General features: G+C 69.8%; 14 protein-coding genes. 5 read left to right on the forward strand and 9 right to left on the reverse strand.

The features are described 5' to 3' along the window. Window positions 1–156 precede the first annotated feature (156 nt). Window positions 157–2,514: a CehA/McbA family metallohydrolase gene (locus tag Psi02_RS32880; RefSeq protein ID WP_203979735.1), complete on the forward strand. Its 2,358-nt coding sequence runs from the start codon at window positions 157–159 to the stop codon at window positions 2,512–2,514. 337 nt (window positions 2,515–2,851) lie between these two features. Further along, on the forward strand, window positions 2,852–3,295 hold the full coding sequence (locus Psi02_RS32885) for a DUF2690 domain-containing protein (protein WP_203979736.1): 444 nt from the start codon (window positions 2,852–2,854) through the stop codon (window positions 3,293–3,295). A gap of 279 nt (window positions 3,296–3,574) precedes the next feature. On the opposite strand, the gene fabG is transcribed toward Psi02_RS32885, so the two are convergent. From fabG to Psi02_RS32900, 3 genes are read right to left on the reverse strand one after another with little or no spacing between them, the layout of a single operon-like run. Next, entirely contained in the window at window positions 3,575–4,339 is a 765-nt protein-coding gene (gene fabG / locus Psi02_RS32890; protein WP_203979737.1) for a 3-oxoacyl-ACP reductase FabG, read from the reverse strand. Between the two features lie 38 nt (window positions 4,340–4,377). Further along, entirely contained in the window at window positions 4,378–5,925 is a 1,548-nt protein-coding gene (locus tag Psi02_RS32895; RefSeq protein ID WP_203979738.1) for an AMP-binding protein, read from the reverse strand. Between the two features lie 39 nt (window positions 5,926–5,964). Then, entirely contained in the window at window positions 5,965–7,164 is a 1,200-nt protein-coding gene (locus tag Psi02_RS32900; RefSeq protein WP_203979739.1) for an acetyl-CoA C-acyltransferase, read from the reverse strand. A 176-nt stretch (window positions 7,165–7,340) separates the two neighbouring features. Between Psi02_RS32900 and Psi02_RS32905 the strand changes: the two genes are divergently transcribed. From Psi02_RS32905 to Psi02_RS32915, 3 genes are read left to right on the forward strand one after another with little or no spacing between them, the layout of a single operon-like run. After that, window positions 7,341–7,814: a MaoC family dehydratase gene (locus Psi02_RS32905; RefSeq protein ID WP_203979740.1), complete on the forward strand. Its 474-nt coding sequence runs from the start codon at window positions 7,341–7,343 to the stop codon at window positions 7,812–7,814. Window positions 7,815–7,844: 30 nt separating this feature from the next. Then, window positions 7,845–9,035, forward strand: coding sequence for an acyl-CoA dehydrogenase family protein (locus tag Psi02_RS32910; protein WP_203979741.1), 1,191 nt, complete (start codon window positions 7,845–7,847; stop codon window positions 9,033–9,035). Then, complete coding sequence (locus Psi02_RS32915; protein ID WP_203979742.1) at window positions 9,032–10,132, forward strand: acyl-CoA dehydrogenase family protein; 1,101 nt, start codon at window positions 9,032–9,034, stop codon at window positions 10,130–10,132. The genes Psi02_RS32910 and Psi02_RS32915 overlap by 4 nt, the downstream gene beginning before the upstream one ends. Window positions 10,133–10,167: 35 nt before the next feature. Here the strand turns inward: Psi02_RS32915 and Psi02_RS32920 are convergent, their stop codons facing one another. The 6 genes from Psi02_RS32920 to Psi02_RS32945 are packed head-to-tail and all read right to left on the reverse strand — an operon-like array spanning window position 10,168 to window position 15,158. Then, complete coding sequence (locus Psi02_RS32920; protein WP_203979743.1) at window positions 10,168–10,986, reverse strand: enoyl-CoA hydratase-related protein; 819 nt, start codon at window positions 10,984–10,986, stop codon at window positions 10,168–10,170. A 1-nt stretch (window position 10,987) separates the two neighbouring features. Continuing rightward, window positions 10,988–11,644: a TetR/AcrR family transcriptional regulator gene (locus Psi02_RS32925; protein WP_203979744.1), complete on the reverse strand. Its 657-nt coding sequence runs from the start codon at window positions 11,642–11,644 to the stop codon at window positions 10,988–10,990. Then, complete coding sequence (locus tag Psi02_RS32930) at window positions 11,641–12,753, reverse strand: branched-chain amino acid ABC transporter permease (protein WP_203979745.1); 1,113 nt, start codon at window positions 12,751–12,753, stop codon at window positions 11,641–11,643. The genes Psi02_RS32925 and Psi02_RS32930 overlap by 4 nt, the downstream gene beginning before the upstream one ends. Before the next feature lie 13 nt (window positions 12,754–12,766). After that, window positions 12,767–13,669 carry a branched-chain amino acid ABC transporter permease gene (locus Psi02_RS32935; RefSeq protein ID WP_203979746.1) on the reverse strand — a complete coding sequence of 301 codons (903 nt, stop codon included), beginning with the start codon at window positions 13,667–13,669 and terminating at the stop codon, window positions 12,767–12,769. Continuing rightward, the gene (locus Psi02_RS32940; protein ID WP_203979747.1) at window positions 13,666–14,397 is read right to left on the reverse strand and encodes an ABC transporter ATP-binding protein; all 732 of its coding nucleotides are present in this window, start codon (window positions 14,395–14,397) and stop codon (window positions 13,666–13,668) included. The genes Psi02_RS32935 and Psi02_RS32940 overlap by 4 nt, the downstream gene beginning before the upstream one ends. Beyond that, complete coding sequence (locus Psi02_RS32945; RefSeq protein WP_203979748.1) at window positions 14,394–15,158, reverse strand: ABC transporter ATP-binding protein; 765 nt, start codon at window positions 15,156–15,158, stop codon at window positions 14,394–14,396. Before Psi02_RS32945 ends, Psi02_RS32940 begins: the two co-directional genes overlap by 4 nt.

A 15,158-nucleotide genomic window follows, 5' to 3' on the forward strand; every position in this document is an offset into this window, starting at 1 on the left:
GAGTCGGCCGCCACACCCGGCGCGAGTCCGCGAGATCAAGCCTCACCCGGCGTTCAGGCCCAGGTCATCCGGGGGCCATCGCCTGCGTGAAGGGTGGAACGCGTCCGCCTCTCTCTCCGAGGCAGGACGTCCCTACCCAACAGACGGAGAAAGTACATGCGCATCCGCGCACTGTTCGCTACCGCCGCCGCGGGCGCGCTCGTCCTCATAGGCGCCACGAGCCCCGCTCTCGCAACCTCCGGTGCGGCAGGCAACGCTCAGACCGAGAAGGCCGCGGTCGTCACGACAACCAACACCGGTTCGCCTCGCGAGCTCATCGGCGCGCTGCACGAGCACAGCGGCTACTCCGACGGATGGCCCGGCTCCCGACCCGCCGACTACTTCGCGTCTGGGCGTGACAAGCACGACCTGAACTTCGTCGGTTCGAGCGAGCACACCTCGAACGTCAACTCCCCGCTCGTCTTCAACGAGGAGTGCCTGGACCCGCGGGTCGCGCCGAGCTGCCAGAACGCCGATCCCGTCAACCCGCTCGACGCGCTGCGCAAGTGGGACGCGACGCTCGAGCAGGCCAAGGCCGCGACCGACCCCGCGAAGGACTTCGTCGGCTTCCGCGGCTTCGAGTGGACCTCGGACCGCATGGGCCACATCAACGTCTACTTCTCGAGCAAGAACTCGATGCCCGAGATCGACGGCGGCACCATCGCGATGGATCGCTTCTACGACTGGCTGACGACCACCGGCAAGGACGGCCTGGCGGTGTTCAACCACCCCGGCGACAAGACGCTGTGCGGCCCGCTGAAGTGTGACGTCCGCAGCGACCTCGGCTTCGGTTGGGAGGACTTCAAGTACTTCCCGAAGGCCGACGACCAGATGGTCGGCATCGAGGTCTTCAACGGCGGCAGCGACTTCGGCTCGGCGCCCGGGCACAACGCCCCGCCCGAGGGCTGGTACGCCCACGCGCTCGACAAGGGCTGGCACGTCGGCGCGATCGGCGCCGAGGACAAGGGGCACGACCGCACGGACGACTGGGGCGGCTCGCAGTACGCCAAGACCGTCGTCGTGGCCAAGGCCAACACCGAGAAGGACATCAAGAGCGCGATGGCCGACCGCCGCTTCTACGCGGTGCTCGACAACGCGCTGCGACTGGACTTCACGGTCGACGGGCACGGCATGGGCGAGCGGATCCACACCAACGGCAAGCGCCCGCTGGCCATCGACGCGCACGTCCGCGGCTCGAGCACGCCGCTGCAGCTGGAGCTTGTCAGCAACGGCGGCCAGGTGGTCGCCAGCGCGACCGGCGACCAGCTCAACGCCTCGCTGAAGGCGGCCGACGACACCTGGTACTTCCTCCGGGTCCGCCGCGACGGGCGTCCGGTCGCGTACTCCAGCCCGATCTGGGTCGACGACCACAAGCAGGCGGGCGCACCGAACGCGCCCAAGGGCGATCTGAACACCAAGGACGGCCGTTGGCTGGCGGGCGACCTGAACGTCCACAGCTGCTTCTCCAGCGACGTCTACTGCGCCGGGACCGACGAGGCGAGCGAGGCCGACCCGTTCCTGGCGGGCGTCGACGTCCGCTCGCGCTTCGCTGAGGCGGACAGCCGCGGGCTCGACTACCTCGCGGTCACCGACGACAACGACGTCCGCTCGGCGAACTCGCGGGACTCCGGCAGCCACGGCGTGCTCGCGATCCCCGGCTACGAGGACCGCGTCAACGGGTCTGCCCACGTGCTCGGCATGGACCGGCTGCTCAACAACGGCGACGGTTCCGCCGCCGCGATCAACGGGCTCGCGAACGAAGTGCGCGCGAAGGGCGGCGTCTTCCAGATCGACCACCCCGGCTCCAAGATCACCAAGTCGTTCACCGGCTGCAACGCTTCGACGCTCACCTGGGGCTACGGGTTCGACGTGCGGCCGGACACGATCGAGGTCTGGAACCCGAGCTCGAGCATCCGCACCGCCGAGGACTACCTCGACTGCTGGCTGCAGCGCGGCGAACGCGTCGCGCTGACCGGCGGCAGCGACGCCAAGACGCAGTACGGGCAACCGCAGGGCGCCGGCTATCCCACCACCTGGGTGCTCGCGCGTAACCACTCGGCGGGTGCCGTGCTCGAGGCGCTGCGCGCCGGCCGTACCAGCGTGTCCGCGCTGCCGCCGTCCGTCGGCGGGCGTCCGCTCGTGATCGAGGCTCAGCGCGGCACGAGCTTCGTGCCCGTCATCGGCGACGACGTCCGCCCGGGCGAGAAGCTGCGTGTGCGCTCGCTCGACTCGCTCACCGACGGCTCGCTGCGCGTCATCGCCAACGGCCAGAAGGTGCTCGACCAGCACCTCACGCGCGACGGGTCGATCGAGTTCACCGCCCCGGCCACGCCGGGCTGGGTGCGTGCCGAGCTGCGCCTCGGCAACGACCTGCTCGAGCAGACCCCGCTGTGCGGAGCGATCAACGTCGGCGTGAACCTGTGTCCGTACGACGCCGCGATGGTCGCCATGACCTCGCCCGTCTACGTGCGCTGATTCCGTCGATCTCGGTCACGATGAAGGCTCCGGTCCGATGGACCGGGGCCTTCGTCCCACGTGGGAGGTCCCGCGAGCGCTCCAGTGCGGCCACAGGAGTTTCTAAGGTGCCTGTCCCTGACAGAGGGTGCTGCGCCCCGCCTGAGATCGGGCGAGGACTGCGTGTCATGCCGTCAACTGAGTCAATTGGCTTAGTCATCCCGATTACGGACGTTCTCCAGATTAGTCATCCGTCTCTATCAGGGGCCCCCTTGGGCACATAGGTTCGAGCCCGTTGGTGATCTTAGCGGGGCCCCGGCTCCCTCCGGCCGGGCCCGGATGCGAAGGAGAAGCACAGGTGAAGACCCGAGTAATCGCCGCCGCCGCGGCAGCGGCCGCCGCCTCGGTCGTCGTTCTGACGGCTCTGCCCGCGAGTGCGTCCTCGCTCGATGGCAAGGACCCCTACAGCACCGGATGTAACAGCAGCGCGTACTCCGTCAGGAGCGCATCCATCAAGAACCAGATCGGCGACTCGCTGGGCTCCGTCTACCTCTACTGGTCGCCCACCTGCAAGACCAACTGGACGGAGGTCAGGGTTTCCACCTCCGGCCACGGCTCGGTCAACGTCTACACCGACGACGGAAGGTCGGCACTGTTCAGCTACAGCGCCGGCAACGGCGGTCACCACTGGGGCAACATGCTGTACGCCCCTGGCGTCTGCGCCTGGGGTACCGGCACGGTGGTCGCCGGCACCGGCACCGTCAACCACGGCAGCGGCACGACGGCTGACGCCTGCGGCTGACCGCCCAGCGCCCCGGCTTCCGGTACGCGGACGGACATCGCTACAGCCGCCTAACGGTCCCGCCGGCCGAGGGCGCAAAGGCTGGAACACCGCGTTGGGCGGCTGTGGCGTGGCCCCGCCGCTGGGACACCTACGAGCTGGGTGAACCTTGGGGAACTCCATTCGGGGGCGGCCCTACCACGGACGTAAGGTAGCCCAGGATGTAGCGCTTCGGCCCTGCACGCGGCCCCGCCGACGACGTATGAGCGGGCGGCGACACCCGGACCACCGTCCGAGCCTTCAGACCAGACCGTATCCCCCGTCGATGTAGAGGACCTGCCCGGTGACGTACCCGGACTCCTCGGCGGCGAAGAAGGCGACGGCGTTGGCGATGTCGGCGGGGACGCCGCCACGGCGGACCGGAGCGGCGGCGGCGACCGTACGGCGCATGTCGTCGATCGTGGTGCCGATGCGCATGGCAGTGGCGGCGGTCATGGTGGTTTCGATGAAGCCCGGGGCGATGGCGTTGGCAGTGATGCCGAAGGGGCCCAGCTCGATGGCCAGCGTCTTGGTGAACCCTTGCACGCCGGCCTTGGCGGCGGCGTAGTTGGCCTGGCCGCGGTTGCCGAGAGCGGACGCCGACGACATGCACACGATCCGGCCGTATTTCGCCTCCACCATGTGCCGTTGCGCGAGTTGGCTGGCGATGAAGGCACCGCGCAGGTGCACGTCCATCACGGTCGACCAGTCGTCGTCGGTCATCCTGAAGAGCAGGTTGTCGCGGATGACACCGGCGTTGTTGACGAGGATGTGCAGCCCGCCGAACACATCCACGGTTCCGTCGATCGCGGCCCGCATGTCCTGGCGGCTGCTGACGTCGGCGGAGAAGGCCGCCGCCGCGCCTCCGGAGGCTGCGATCTCCGCGGCGACGGCCTTCGCGTTGTCGCCGTCGCGATCGATCACGGCGACGCTCGCACCGAGCGCCGCGAGATGGCGGGAGACCTCGGCGCCGATCCCCTGGCCGCCGCCGGTCACGACGGCGACCTTCTGAGCGAAGTCGGGCATGAAGCTTTTCCTTCCTAGGAAGAGAGAATGAGCAGGGCTCAGCCTGCGACGGTGTCCCGGTATCGGTCGCGGAGCAGGCGCTTGTAGAGCTTGCCGGTGGGGAGCCGGGGCAGGTCGTCGACGAAGTCCACCGACCGGGGACATTTGTAGTGAGCGATCCGGTCCCGGCAGTAAGCGATGAGCTCGGCGGCGAGGCCGGGGCCGGCCGCCGCGGAATCGACGAGCTGGACCACGGCCTTGACCTCCTCGCCGAGGTCGGGATTGGGAACGCCGATGACGGCGACGTCCGCCACCGCCGGGTGGGCCGCGAGGAGGTTCTCGGTCTCTTGAGGGTAGATGTTGACCCCTCCAGAGATGATCATGTGGCTCTTGCGGTCGGTCAGGTAGAGGTAGCCGCCGGTGTCGAGGTGCCCGATGTCGCCGATCGTGGAGGCGACGCCGCGGTCGTCCGCGATCCGGTTCTCCGCGGTCTTGGCCGGGTCGTCGAAGTACACGAAATTGGTCGCGCCACGGAACCACACGGTTCCGTCCACGCCAGGCGGAACGGGACGGTTGTCGTCGTCGAGGATCTCAACATCACCGATGATCGCCTTGCCGACCGTTCCGGGATGCGCCAGCCACTGCTCCGAGTCGCACCACGTGAAGCCGTTTCCTTCGGTGGCACCGTAATACTCGAGAACGATCGGGCCGAGCCACTCGATCATCGCCTGCTTGACCGGGACGGGGCACGGTGCGGCTCCGTGCACGATCCGCTCCAGCGACGACAGGTCGTAGCGGTCACGCACCTCCCGGGGCAACCGCAACAGTCGGATGAACATGGTCGGCACCATCTGGCAGTGCGTGATGCGGTGTCTCTCGACCAGCGCGCACCACTGCTCGGCGTCGAACCGCTCCATGACGATGACCGTGCTCCCCAGGCGCAGCGCGCCCGAGACACTCCCCTGCGGCGCGGAATGGTACAGCGGTGCCGGGTTCAGGTACGTCATGCCTTCGCGGAAGCCCAGGAGGTCGCGGACCCAGTCGAGGACCTCGTCGGCGTCACCCGGCCGCAGATCCTGGAGCGGCCGGCAGATTCCCTTCGGGCGTCCGGTGGTCCCGGAGGAGTAGAGCATGACGTTGCCCCGCTGCTCGTCGGCCACGGGCACCCCCGGGTGACGCTCGACTGCGGCCGTGAAGGACTCCCACCGCTCATCCGGTTCTTCGAGCCCGACCATGAGGAACCGTTCCACCGCCGGGCAGCTTTCCGCCGCCTTCGTGGCGACGTCACGAAGCGTCACGGTGCTGACGAATACCCGCGCTCTGCAGTTGCCGACGATGTAGGCCACCTCGTCGCCCGTGAGGTGCGTGTTGATCAGCGTGTAGTACAACCCGGTGCGCTCAGCCGCGGACTCGACCACGAGTAGTTCGAGGCGGTTCTCCGCCATCACCGCGATGTGGTCGCCGCGCCGCAGGCCCTGGTTCCGCAGCAGGTGGCCCACCTGGTTGGCCGCGTACTCGAGCTGCGCGAACGTGAGGGACCGGCCCGAGTCCGCCATGACGATCGCAGGCTTGTCCGGGTGGGTGACGGCGTGACTGCCCGGGTACATCCGGTGCTCCTCGCAATGAGTGGGGACGTGAGGATGCGTTCAGGCGACGTCGAACAGCCCGGCGGCGCCCATGCCTCCGCCGATGCACATCGTGATCACCACGTGGCGGGCTCCACGCCGGCGGCCTTCCAGCAGCGCGTGGCCGACGAGCCGGGCGCCCGTCATGCCGTAGGGGTGGCCGATCGAGATGCCGCCACCGTTCACGTTGAACTTGTCCGGGTCGATGCCGAGTTCGTCGCGGCAGTACACGGCCTGGGACGCGAACGCCTCGTTGAGCTCCCACAGGTCGATGTCGTCGATTCCCAGCCCGTGTGCCTTGAGCAGCTTGGGGATGGCGAAGACGGGCCCGATGCCCATCTCGTCCGGCGCGCACCCCGCCACTGCGATTCCGCGGTAGACCCCGAGCGGTTCCAGCCCGCGCCGCTCGGCCTCCCGGCGTTCCATGAGGACGGACGCGGAGGCGCCGTCGGACAGCTGCGAGGAGTTTCCCGCGGTGACGCTGGCTCGTGCCGTCACCTGCCCGTCGGGCAGGACGGTACGCAGGCCCGCCAGCGCTTCCATCGTCGTGGCCGGGCGGTTGCCTTCGTCCCTGCTCAGGGTGACGACCTCATAGCGGATCTCGCCGCTTTCGGCGTCCACGATCTTCTTCCGGCTCGGCAGCGGGACGATCTCGTCGTCGAACCGGCCCGCCTCCTGGGCCGCCGCCGTCCGCTGCTGGGAGCTGAGCGCGAACGCGTCCTGCCGCTCGCGGCTCACGCCGTAGCGCTCGGCGACGATCTCCGCCGTCTGCAGCATCGGCATGTACAGGCTCGGCATGTGCTCGACGAGCCACGGGTCGGTCGCCCGGTAGCCGTTGAGGTGCTCGTTCTCCACGACCGAGACCGACTCGACGCCGCCCCCGACGGTGATCTGCATGTCGTCGGCAAGGATCTGCTTGGCGGCGACGGCGATCGCCATCAGGCCTGACGAGCACTGCCGGTCGATCGTCATCCCGGCCACGGACTCGGGCAGCCCGGCGCGCAGCAGGCCCTGCCGCGCCACATTCGCGCCAGACGATCCCTGCTGCACCGCGCAGCCGAGGATCACGTCGTCGACCTCGGCACCGTCGATCCCGGCCCGCCGTACGGCGGCGGCGATGGCGTGCCCGGCGAGTTCCTGGGCCTGGGTGTCGTTGAACGCGCCCCGCCTCGCCCTGCCGATCGGCGTTCGTGCGGTGGAGACGATGACGGCTTCTCGCATGCTGGGCTCCCAACGGCCGCGTCGCGAAGGCGCGGGTATCGGCGATGCGTGGAATGTCGGATCCGGCTACGCGAGTCGACAGTAGCTAAAGATGAACTTGAGCTCAAGTTCTGATAGGAAGTGGAGCAACGACCACGGCCCCACGCCGGCGTGGGGCCGAGAGACAGGGGCTTTCGATGGATGCTCCCGTGCGTCCGCGCACACTCGCCGACCTTCAGCACCTGATCGGAAACCAGCTCGGGCCGACCTCGTGGACCGACGTCACGCAGAAGGCGATCGACACCTTCGCCGAGGTCACCGGCGACTCCCAGTGGATCCACGTGGACCCAGCGCGTGCGGCGTCCGGGCCGTTCGGGACGACCGTCGCGCACGGGCTCTACACCTTGTCGCTCCTGCCGATGTTCTCGGCGCGGCTCATGCGCTTCGACGGATTCGCCCACAGCCTGAACTACGGCTACGACCGGATCCGCTTCCCCGCCCCGGTCCCCGTCGGCTCCCGGCTGCGGATGACCCTCACGGTCGCCGCCGCCGAACGGGCGGCACGCGGGGGGATCCAGATCCGTACGAGCCAGACGGTGGAATGCGACACCGCCGACAAGCCCGTACTCGTCGCCGAAAGCATCGCCCTGGTATTCGAAGCGAGCGCATGAGCTCCCGACCAACGATCCAGCGAGGTACGGATGACTGACGACGAGGCGATCGCGACGGACCTGACCCTCCGCGTGAAACGGCTGCTCGATGACGTCGACCTGGCCGGCGTAAGCCGCGAGGACTTCCTCGGTGCCCGGTTCGACGCGGGCCTGGCATGGGTGCACTTCCCGCCGGGCTCCGGCGGTCTGGGGTTGCCCGCCAGGTTCCAGGAGTTCGTCGACTCCCGGCTGCGGGCCGCCGGAGCGCCGGAGCACCTGCCCGGCCGCAACGGCATCGGCCGTGGGATGGCCGCCCCCACCATCGCGGCCTTCGGCACCGAGGAGCAGAAGGCGCGCCTGCTGCGTCCCCTGTGGACCGGCGAACACGAGTACTGCCAGCTGTTCAGCGAGCCCGGCGCCGGGTCCGACCTGGCGGCGGTCGGCGCCCGCGCGGTGCGCGACGGCGACACCTGGGTGGTCAACGGCCAGAAGGTCTGGACGTCGAGTGCGCACACCGCCCAGCGCGCGATCCTGGTCGCGCGGACCGACGCCGACGTCCCGAAACACCGCGGCCTGACGTACTTCGTCTGCGACATGGCCGATCCCGGCGTCGAGGTCCGGCCGCTGCGTCAGATCACGGGTGAGGCCGAGTTCAACGAGGTGTTCCTGACCGACGTCCGGATCCCCGACGCCGACCGCCTCGGCGAGGTCGGCGAAGGATGGCGGGTCGCCACACTCACCCTGAACAACGAACGGGTGGCCATCGGCGGCGGCGTCCCCCGCGAACAGGGCATGATCGGCAAGGCGGCCCAGGCGTGGCGCGAGCGGCCGGAGTCGCGCAACCCCGCGATGCACGACGAGCTGATGCGCCACTGGGTCGAGGCCGAGGTCGCCCGCCTGTCAGCCGCTCGCATGCGGCAGCGTCTCGCGGCCGGCCAGCCCGGCCCCGAGGGTTCGGCGATGAAGCTGACCTTCGCCCGTCTCGCTCAGGCGATCTCCGGTTTCGAGCTTGAGCTCCTCGGCGAGGACGGCCTGCGCTACGACGACTGGACAGCGCGCCGGCCCGAGAGCGTGGAGTACACAGGACGCGGAGCGGGCTACCGCTACCTGCGGGCGAAGGGCAATTCGATCGAGGGCGGGACATCGGAGATCCTCCGCAACGTCATCGCCGAGCGTGTGCTCGGCCTGCCCGCGGAACACCGGACCGACAAGGACATCCCGTGGAAGGACGTGCCCCGATGACCGACGCCGACCTGCTGTACGGCGACGTCGAAGAAGAGCTTCGCGCGAGCGTACGCCGGCTGCTCGCACAGCGTGTCTCCACATCGGCGGTGGCCGCGGCCTACGACGAGCCCGCCGACTTCTCCGCCCTGTGGCAGGGCCTGGCCCGCGACCTCGGCGTCGCCGCCCTGCTGATCCCCGAAGAGCTCGGCGGCGCGGGCGCCACCGCCCGCGAGGCCGCCGTGGTCGCCGAGGAGATCGGCCGTACGGTGGCACCCGTCCCCTTCCTCACCAGCTCTGTGATCGCCACGGTCGCCCTGCTCGAGAGCGGAGATCACGAGACACTCGCCGCCCTGGCCGGCGGCGAGGCGACCGCGGCGCTCGCGCTGGGGCTGGGCGCGGCCGCGCCGCCCGTGTCGGCCACGGTGAAGGCGACGCCGACCGGCCTGTCCGGCCACGTCGCGAACGTCGCCGATGCGGGCACCGCGACCGTCCTGGTCGTGCCCGCGGAGGGCGCCGACGGGATCGAGCTGCACACGGTCAGCGTGCCCGGGCCCGGGACGACCGTGACGCCGGTCCCCTCGCTCGACATGACCAGGCCCGTCTCAGACGTCGTGTTCGACGACGCACCCTCGCGCAGGGTCGACCGAGGGGACCCGCGAGGCGCGATCGGCGAGGCCCTGCGGGCGGGCGCCGTGATCCTCGCTTCCGAGCAGTTCGGCGTCGCGAGCTGGTGTTTCGAGACGACGCTCGACTACGTCAAGCAGCGCTACCAGTTCGGCCGCGCGATCGGGTCGTTCCAGGCGGTCAAACACCGGCTAGCCGACCTGTGGGTGGAGGTGGGGCAGGCCGGCGCCGCGGCGCGCTACGCCGCCGACACCCACGCCCGCCGGGATCCCGACGTCGCGGTCGCGGCGGCCGTCGCGAAGTCCTACTGCGGCACCGTGGCCGTGCACGCCGCCGAGGAATGCGTGCAGCTGCACGGTGGCATCGGGATGACCTGGGAACACCCCGCACACCTCTACCTCAAACGCGCCAAAGCCGACCAGCTCGCGCTCGGCACGCCGTACGAGGTGCGGGGCGCGCTGGCCGCCCTGGTCGGGCTGCCGCGCACGTGAGCGGCCGAAGCCGGCCACGTGTCGCGTGGCCGGCTTCAGCGCCCCTGGAAGACCGGGGTCTGCTTGGCGGCGAAGGCCGCGACCGCGGCGGCATGGTCGTCCGTCTCCGCACATCGCACGATCTCGTTCACCTCGAGATCCATGCAGGTCAGCAGGTCTCCGCCGACCGCGCGCAGCACGTTGCCCTTGATGGCCGACAGCGCGACCGCCGGCCCTGCCGCGAGCGTGCGGCCCCAGTCGAGCGCCGCCTTCAGCGCCTCGCCTGGCGGCACGACCCGGTTGACCAGCCCGGCCTCCGATGCCTGCGCCGCCGTCATCCGTGGTGAGAACAGCAGCAGCTCCAGCGCCTTCGCGGTGCCGAGCATCCTCGTCAGGAACCACGTCGCGCCGTAGTCGCCGCTCAGCCCGACGCGGGCGAACGCCGTCACGAAGACGGCGGCCTCCGAGGCGATCCGCAGATCGCATGCCAGCGCGAGGCCGAGCCCGGCTCCCGCCGCCGCACCGTCCACGCACGCGATCGTCGGTTTCGCCATCGCGTGCAACCGGCCGGCGGTCGCGCGCTGCAGCCTCCGCTGATGCTCGATCTTCTCCTGCGGGGGCGGCCCGCCCGCGCCCTCCTCGGCGAACGCCTTGACGTCACCGCCCGCGCAGAACGCGCCGCCGGCGCCGGTGAGGACGACGCAGCGCACCTCACGATCGGTTTCGCACGCCGCCAGCGCCGCGGCCAGCGCTTCCAGCATGGAGTCGCTCAGGGCGTTACGGCGTTCCGGCCGGTTCAAGGTCAGGGTCGCGACACCCTGGTCGATCTCGGCGAGCAGCTCGCCGGTGCCTGTCTCAAGGACGCGATGCGCCATTTCACTCCTTCGCAGCGGGTGAGCCGTCGACGGCTTCAGGCGGGATGGTGAGCCCGAGAGCGGCGCCCCACAGCATGGACAGCGTGCGCACCGACTGGTCGAAGTCCACCGGTTTCGTCACCGCCGGGTTCCCGACGAACAGCGAGTACGCGGTCCTGCTCACCATCGAGGTGAGCGCGATCGCCGTCGAGTAAGGGTCGAGCCCCTCGGGCAGGACGCCGAGGCGTCCGACGGCGAGGATGTGCGCCTCGGTCCGGGCAAGGTAGGCCTTCGACCGTTCGGTGAGCATCTCCTGCACGCCGGGGTCGAACGTCGCCACCTGTTCGATCACCCCCATCAGCGCGGCGTTCTCGCGGTATCTGACCAGGTACCTCCTGGTGGAGCGGACGATTCCGCGTGCGACCTGATCGGTGTCGCGGTATTCGATCTCGCGTGTCGTCGGGGCCGTCTTCGACAGCACGCTCGAGGCGACGACGCGGAACAGCTCCTCCTTCGTCGCGAAATGCGTATAGAAGGTGCCGTGCGCGACCCGGGCCTCGCTCGCGATGTCGGTGATCCGCGCGTTCAGGAACCCGTCCCGTTCGAACACGCGGCGCCCGGCCTCGACGAGCGCGTCGTAGGTGCGCTGGCCTCGTGGCGTCCGCCGTACCGTCGTCACCGCGTCGGCTCCGCGGAGGCGGGCACCCGGACGGCCGCCGCGAACTCGCCGTCCGCGGCGGCGTCACCCGGCGGGCCGCTTCCGCCGCGGCGCACGGCACGGATCGCCTTTTCGACGACCCCGGCCAGACCACCGGGCAGGAAGAGCACGAAGAGGATGAAGACGACGCCGAGCAGCAGCTGCGGCTGTGCCAGCGGAATGCGGATGGCGTCCGGCAGTGCGGCGACGCCCGCGGACGAGGTGATGGCGGGCAACCGTTGCTGAAGCAACGTGTACACGACCGCCCCGAGCAGAGCGCCCCACACGCGGCCGCGGCCGCCGAGAATCAGCATGATCACCAGTCCGATGGAGAAGCTCAGTGACGTTTCCCCGGGGTCGGCCGCGCCGAGCAGGATGGCGTACACGACCCCGGCCACACCGGCGAGCGTCGAGGCGATGAGGGCGACCACCAGCTTGTACGTGTACGTGGTGAACCCCATCACTTCGGCGCGCAGCTCATTCTCCCGGATCGCGCGCCACACATGCCCGATCCGCGTCGTCGTCAGCCATCGGGCGAGCACGAACGTGAGCACCAGGAGCCCGAGCGCCAGCCAGTAGACGTGCTTGGTGTTCACGATGCCGACCAGGCCTGCGGGGAGCTTTTCGAACGGGATGGTCACCCCGTCGACGCCGCCGCTGCCCAGATAGTTCTGGCCGATGGCGATGGCCATCAGCTGCGCGGCCGCGAGCGTCACCATGGAGTAGGCGATCAGGCTGGCGCGTAGCGCGACCGCGTTCACGATCACAGCCGCCACGACGGTGATCCCGACGGCCACCGCCGCCGCCGTCCAGAACCCCGCGGAGGTGAAGGCCAGCAGCATCACGAAACCGTAGGACCCCAGGGCGAAGAACATGCCGTGGCCGAAGGAGACCAGGCCGGTGTAGCCCATCAGCAGGTCGTAGGTGATCGCGAGCGCGGCGATCACATATGCGGTCCCGAGAACCTGCAGGCTGCCGATGCTGCCGACCGTGTCGGGCAGAACGCCCAGGCCCGGCACCGCCAGGTACGGCGCGCAGGCCAGCAGGGCCACACCGCCCGCCAGCACGAGCGGGATCACAAGCTTTCTCACCGTCACACCCCGTTCAAATTAGCCGGATCTTCTTCCCGCCGACGCCCTCGGGCCGCAGGAGCAGCATCGCGCCCATGAGGATGAAGGAGAGGATCTCGCCCAGGCCCGGATTGACGTAGAAGTTCGCGAACTGCTGCAGCAGCCCCACGGCCAGCGCCGCGATCGCCGCCCCGCGCAGCGAGCCGAGGCCGCCGACCACGAGCACGATGAAGGCGTACAGGAGGTACGTGTCGCCGATCGTGGTGTTGACGGCGTTCGCGTACAGAGCCGCGAGCACACCCCCCAGTCCGGCCACCGCCCCGCCGACCGTGAAGATCAGCGTGAACGAGCGCCGGACGTCGATGCCGAGCGCGCGCACCATCTCGCGGTTCTCGACGCCCGCGCGCACCACCAGCCCGTGCCGGGTGTGCTTCAGGAACGCCTCCAGCGCGATCAGCAGCAGGACCGCGACGCCGATGAGCACGAAGTCGCCGCGCGCGATGTGCGCACCGAAGATGTCGGTGGTCGTCCTGGTGAACCACGGCGGGGTCGGCACCGCCCGGCTGTCCGGCCCCCAGATCCCGTTCAGCAGCGCGACCAGTGAGAACCCGAGCCCCGCCGTGACGAGCAACTGGTCGAGGTGGTCTCGCTGGTAGAGCGCGCGGAGCAGGACCCGCTCGGTGAGAAAGGCCAGCGCTCCGCCGACCACGACCCCGACGAGCAGCGCGAGCAGGAGGGTCCCGATCGACGGCCCCGCGGCGAGGCTCGAATGCCGGAGGATGAACCAGCCCGCGTACGCGCATGCCGTCAGGTAGGCACCGTGCGCGAAGGTCAGCACCCGCATCAGCCCGAAGATCAGTGCGAGGCCGGACCCGAGCAGGAAGTAGACCGCGCCGACGGACAGGCCAGTGAAGATCATCAGGATCACGTTGCTCATGAGCCGGCCCCCGATACGGCGGATTCGACGCTGAGGTAGGCGCGTACGGTCTCGTCGTCCTCGGCCAACCGCGTGGCGGGGCCGTTGAGGACGATCGTGCCGTCGACCATCACGGCGATATGGTCGGCCAGCCGGCGCGCGACCGCGAGGTTCTGCTCCACCATCAGCACCGTGGTCTGCCCCGCCGTGCGCTCCAGCACTTCGACGACCTCACGCACCACCACCGGGGCGAGCCCCTTGGTCGGCTCGTCGATCAGCAGCAGGTCGTTGTCGTTCAGCAGGCCTCGGGCGAGCGACAACATCTGCTGCTGGCCGCCCGACAACGTGCCCGCCAGGTGTTTCGCGCGGTTCTTCAGCTCGGGGAAGAGTTCGTACACCAGGTCGTAGCGGGGACGCCCGCCCCGCCGTTCCGCGAGGCGGAGGTTCTCCCCCACGGTGAGGCCGTGGAACACGTCGCGGTCCTCGGGGACGTAGCCGATCCCCCGCCGCACGATGTCGTGCGTCTCCTCCCGGCCGATCTCGGATCCGGCGAACACGATGTGGCCGGTGCGGCGGACGAGCCCGAGGACCGCCCGCATCGTGGTGGTCTTGCCGACCCCGTTGCGGCCGAGCAGCACCGTCACCCGGTGCCGCGGCACCGTCAGGGAGACCCCTTGCAGGATGTGGGATTCGCCGAGGTAGGCGTGGACGTCGTCCAGTTCGAGCAGGGGATCGTGGTCCGGGTTCACAGCGGCTCCCCCAAGTAGGCGTCGCGGACCGTGGCGTCGGCGACGACGTTCTCCGGCGTGTCGAAGGCGAGCAGGGCGCCGTGGTGCATCACGGCGACCCGGTGCGCGAGCTCCAGAACGACGTCGATGTGGTGCTCGACCATCACAACGGTGGCGTCGGTGTCGCGCTGCACGTCGCGGATCAGCTCCATCAGCGACGGCAGGTCCTCGCTGTTCACCCCGGCCATCGGCTCGTCGAGCAACACGATCGTCGAACCGCTCGCGAGCATGATCGCCAGCTCCAGCTTCCGCCGGTCTCCGTGCGAGAGCGACCCGGCCGGCCTGTTCCGGGCTCCGTCCAGACCCACCCGCGCGAGGTGTTCGCGAATCGGGGCGAGCGCGGCGGCCGACCGGCCCGGCGCGCGCCAGAGTCCGCCGAACCGCTGGCCCTTCGCCTGAGCGGCCAGCCGTACGTTCTCCAGGACTGTGAGGCCGAGGAAGAGGTAGGAGGTCTGGAAAGTACGGCCGAGCCCGCGCCGGGCCCGGCGCGCGGGACTCGCCGTCGTCACATCCCGGCCGTGCAACGCGACCCGCCCCTGTGTGGGACGCATGGTCCCGCTGACGACGTTCAGAAGGCTGGTCTTGCCGGCCCCGTTGGGCCCGATCACCGCGACGAGCTCACCGGTGGCGACGCCGAGCGTGACGTCGCGCAGGATCTGAGCCCCGTCGATGACGAGGCTCAGATCCTCGACCGCGAGGGCCGCCGACTCCGTGTCGGTCAC

The organism is Planotetraspora silvatica (assembly GCF_016863315.1).
Lineage (GTDB): Bacteria > Actinomycetota > Actinomycetes > Streptosporangiales > Streptosporangiaceae > Planotetraspora > Planotetraspora silvatica.

What these genes read in the sequence shown, in the direction of transcription:
- Psi02_RS32935 (WP_203979746.1), bottom strand. Translation starts at nt 13,669, where the DNA reads ATGAGCAACGTGATCCTGATGATCTTCACTGGCCTGTCCGTCGGCGCG.
- Psi02_RS32900 (WP_203979739.1), bottom strand. Translation starts at nt 7,164, where the DNA reads ATGCGAGAAGCCGTCATCGTCTCCACCGCACGAACGCCGATCGGCAGG.
- Psi02_RS32910 (WP_203979741.1), top strand. Translation starts at nt 7,845, where the DNA reads ATGACTGACGACGAGGCGATCGCGACGGACCTGACCCTCCGCGTGAAA.
- Psi02_RS32895 (WP_203979738.1), bottom strand. Translation starts at nt 5,925, where the DNA reads ATGTACCCGGGCAGTCACGCCGTCACCCACCCGGACAAGCCTGCGATC.
- fabG (WP_203979737.1), bottom strand. Translation starts at nt 4,339, where the DNA reads ATGCCCGACTTCGCTCAGAAGGTCGCCGTCGTGACCGGCGGCGGCCAG.
- Psi02_RS32880 (WP_203979735.1), top strand. Translation starts at nt 157, where the DNA reads ATGCGCATCCGCGCACTGTTCGCTACCGCCGCCGCGGGCGCGCTCGTC.
- Psi02_RS32915 (WP_203979742.1), top strand. Translation starts at nt 9,032, where the DNA reads ATGACCGACGCCGACCTGCTGTACGGCGACGTCGAAGAAGAGCTTCGC.
- Psi02_RS32920 (WP_203979743.1), bottom strand. Translation starts at nt 10,986, where the DNA reads ATGGCGCATCGCGTCCTTGAGACAGGCACCGGCGAGCTGCTCGCCGAG.
- Psi02_RS32905 (WP_203979740.1), top strand. Translation starts at nt 7,341, where the DNA reads ATGGATGCTCCCGTGCGTCCGCGCACACTCGCCGACCTTCAGCACCTG.